The 2,912-nt window shown below is 65.5% G+C and carries 3 protein-coding genes and 2 tRNA genes; 3 read left to right on the top strand and 2 right to left on the bottom strand.

Annotated elements, in window-relative coordinates; translation table 11 throughout:
- From U9979_RS20425 to U9979_RS20415, 3 genes are all read left to right on the top strand, one after another.
- Nucleotides 1-637 (top strand): fumarylacetoacetate hydrolase family protein (locus U9979_RS20425; protein ID WP_322780640.1); only part of this gene is annotated, 637 nt, incomplete at its 5' end.
- A 108-nt stretch (nucleotides 638-745) separates the two neighbouring features.
- Nucleotides 746-817 (top strand) — tRNA-Gln (locus U9979_RS20420).
- 84 nt (nucleotides 818-901) lie between these two features.
- Nucleotides 902-974, top strand: a tRNA-Glu gene (locus tag U9979_RS20415).
- A 136-nt stretch (nucleotides 975-1,110) separates the two neighbouring features.
- Here U9979_RS20415 and U9979_RS20410 read toward each other — a convergent pair.
- Both U9979_RS20410 and U9979_RS20405 read right to left on the bottom strand, forming a co-directional pair.
- Complete coding sequence (locus U9979_RS20410; RefSeq protein WP_322780639.1) at nucleotides 1,111-2,544, bottom strand: tyrosine-type recombinase/integrase; 1,434 nt, start codon at nucleotides 2,542-2,544, stop codon at nucleotides 1,111-1,113.
- Nucleotides 2,544-2,912 (bottom strand): helix-turn-helix domain-containing protein (locus tag U9979_RS20405; protein ID WP_322780638.1); only part of this gene is annotated, 369 nt, incomplete at its 5' end. The genes U9979_RS20405 and U9979_RS20410, both read right to left, overlap by 1 nt.

Here is a 2,912-nt window from a genome sequence, read left to right as displayed (position 1 = left end):
CGGCGACGTGCGGCTGCTGGCGCCGGTGCTGCCGAGCAAGGTGCTGTGCGTCGGCAAGAACTATGCCGACCATGCCCGGGAGATGGGCGGCGACGCCTCGCCGCAGAGCCCGTTGCTCTTCCTGAAGCCCTCGACGAGCGTGATCGGCCCCGGTGACCCGATCGTCCTTCCCCCCGACAGCGAGCGGGTCGACTACGAAGGTGAGCTTGCGATCGTCGTCGGGCGTCTGTGCCGGGATGTCCCTGTGGAGCGGGCTCTGGACGTCGTCCTCGGGTTCACCTGCGCGAACGACGTCACCGCCCGTGATCAGCAGCAGGCCGACGGTCAGTGGACCCGGGCCAAGGGGCATGACACCTTCTGCCCGGTCGGGCCGTGGATCGAGACCGATCTCGACCCGTCCGACCTGGCCATCCGCACCACCCTCGACGGCGAACTCCGGCAGGACTCCCGGACGAAGTCGCTGCTGCACGACGTCGCGTCACTGATCGCGTACATGTCGGCGGCGATGACGTTGCTGCCAGGTGACCTCCTGCTGACCGGAACGCCGGCCGGGGTGGGTCCGATGAGCCCCGGGCAGACCGTGGCCGTCACGGTCGAGGGGATCGGTACCCTCGCCAACCCGGTGACGTCCCGCTGACACCGGCTCCCGGTCCCGGCGGTTGGTCTCGGACACGCGGGCGGGCAGAGGTCCCGGCCGCTCCCCGGCTGGATGCGGTACAGTAGGCCTCGCCCGCAAGGGCAACCTTGGGGTATGGGGTAATTGGCAGCCCAACGGATTCTGGTTCCGTTAGTCTAGGTTCGAGTCCTGGTACCCCAGCGTCAGACTTTCTGCGCTGCGAAGTACAGTGTGTCTGAAGTACAGTGTGTCCGGAGTAAGAGGTGTTTGAAGTCGCGAGCAGCTGGCCCCGTCGTCTAGTGGCCTAGGACGCCGCCCTCTCAAGGCGGTAGCGCCGGTTCGAATCCGGTCGGGGCTACACCCGCACGACCTGCGCAGAAGGCTCCCTGACCAGGGCAAACCCGGTCAGGGAGCCTTCGTCGTCTGTCCGGCCGCGTCCGGCCATCCACGGTGTCCACCGGTTGGTCACGCCGAATGGGCGCCGAAGTTTTCGGCTACCCCGAGCCGGTGATCTTCTGTCGGCCTTGCGGGTGCTGGGGGTCGTTCTTGTCGGTCGGATCACGTCCAAGCGCGCTCTGTACCTGCGATCGCAACTTTGCGTCCTCTCCGTCAAGGCATTTGGCGTAGATCTTGAGAAGTACCTCGATCGAATGCCCGGCCCACTCCGCGACCTTGGTCGGTGGGATGCCAGCGTTCAACCAGGTGGACACTGCGGCATGACGAAGGTCATACGGGGTTCGGGCCAGCGGAGACGCGGCCACACCCTCGGTAAAGACTGCGACGCGGGCGCGTGCCCACACCCGCGTGACGGTGAGCGTCGGCAGGTGCTCCCGGTTGCGCTCACCGACGAACAACCGACCGGTAGGACCGGTACCGAACCGGTCGAGATGGGCGTGAAGGAGCGCGGTGAGTTCGGGCGGGCATGGAACTGGACGCACTTCGTTGATCTCCCTCTGCTTGAGCTGCCGGTCATCGCGTGCTTCGCCGGTGTTCGTCCACTCCTTCCCCGCGTAAGGCTTTGCACGAGTCAGGTGCAGTTCACCCCAACCGGTGGCCGGTAGGGCGAGATCGGGTAGCGCCAGGGCGGCGGCTTCCTCTGGGCGCATGCCGGCGAAGTAGAGGCAGCCGTAAAAGGCCACAAGACGGGGACCTGAGGGTTCCTGCTCGCGAACGGCTTGCAGCAGTGTCCGTATCTGGACGGGGTTCGCGACAACACGGCGGTCCACGGCATGGACCTGGACGACCCTTGCGGATTGTCGGCGCAGCGCCGGTAGTGGGTTGATCGCGAGCAACTTTTGATCAACGGCGAATTCGAATGCGTTGTTGAGGATCTTTCGCCAGCGGGTGACGACAGTGGGGGAGCGCTGGGTGCCGTCGAGGCAGATCGTGAGACCGTTCAGCACGCCACGCAACACGTCCGGATCGCTCAACGCTGAGACCTGCTTCGTGTGGCTGGCGATCCACTGAAGCGCGGCTCGTACCTGCTCCGGCCGGCTTGGATCATCACGACGCGGCGTGTTGAACGCCCAACGCTTCAGCGCCATCCGGAGAACCTTGTCGTCCGGCCTGCCGCGCTCGGTGACGACTAGCAACATGGTGATCATAGTGAGTGCTTCGGCGTGCGTCCGCCGTGTGGTTGCGGCGACATGCGGCCACTTCAGGTCGGTGTAGTTGCACGCGAATTCGTACCAGGACAGTCGCTCGTTGGCGCGTGCCATGGACACAGGCAGGCCGGTGACGACATAGAACGCCTCACCCTTCCGAGCGGCCGACACCAGGTCAGAACGGAAGCTTTCCGCCTGCGCTTTGTTCCGGTACGACTCCTTGAACTCATTGCCGTCCACGCTCCAACGGACGTAGTAGGTCGTGACCCGTTGCCCCTTGTAGACCTCGGTCTTCCAGATCCGAACGTTGTACGTTGTGATCATCAGGCCGTATCCTCCGACCGGGCGTTGAGCCAGGTGTCGAGGTCTGCACGACGGATGCGGAGTTTGCCGTTCGGCAAGGTGAGGCAACGCGGGGCTTTCCGCTTGGCGCGCCAGTCGTAGAAGGTTGATCGGGAGATCTGTAGTTCGATGCAGAGTTCGTCCAGGGTGAGGAACGCGCGCGACGTCCCGTCGGCCACGACGAGGCGATCAGTGGTCTTCCCGGGAGAGTTGTTCCGGCGAGGGGTGCGGGTGGGCATGCTGGGGTGGCTCCGTCCTGCTTCGGGTGGGTGGGGTGCGGTCCCGGCGGGTTGCTGGCCAGCGGTCGTCGGGGCCGCTTTTTGCGGGGGTGGTCGGGTCGTCGGGTGGTG

This window comes from Protofrankia sp. Cas4, assembly GCF_963555915.1.
In the GTDB taxonomy this organism is placed as follows: Bacteria; Actinomycetota; Actinomycetes; order Frankiales; family Frankiaceae; genus Protofrankia.
The sequence above is the reverse complement of the archived record's forward strand: the minus strand, read 5'-3'. Positions and strand labels throughout refer to the sequence as shown.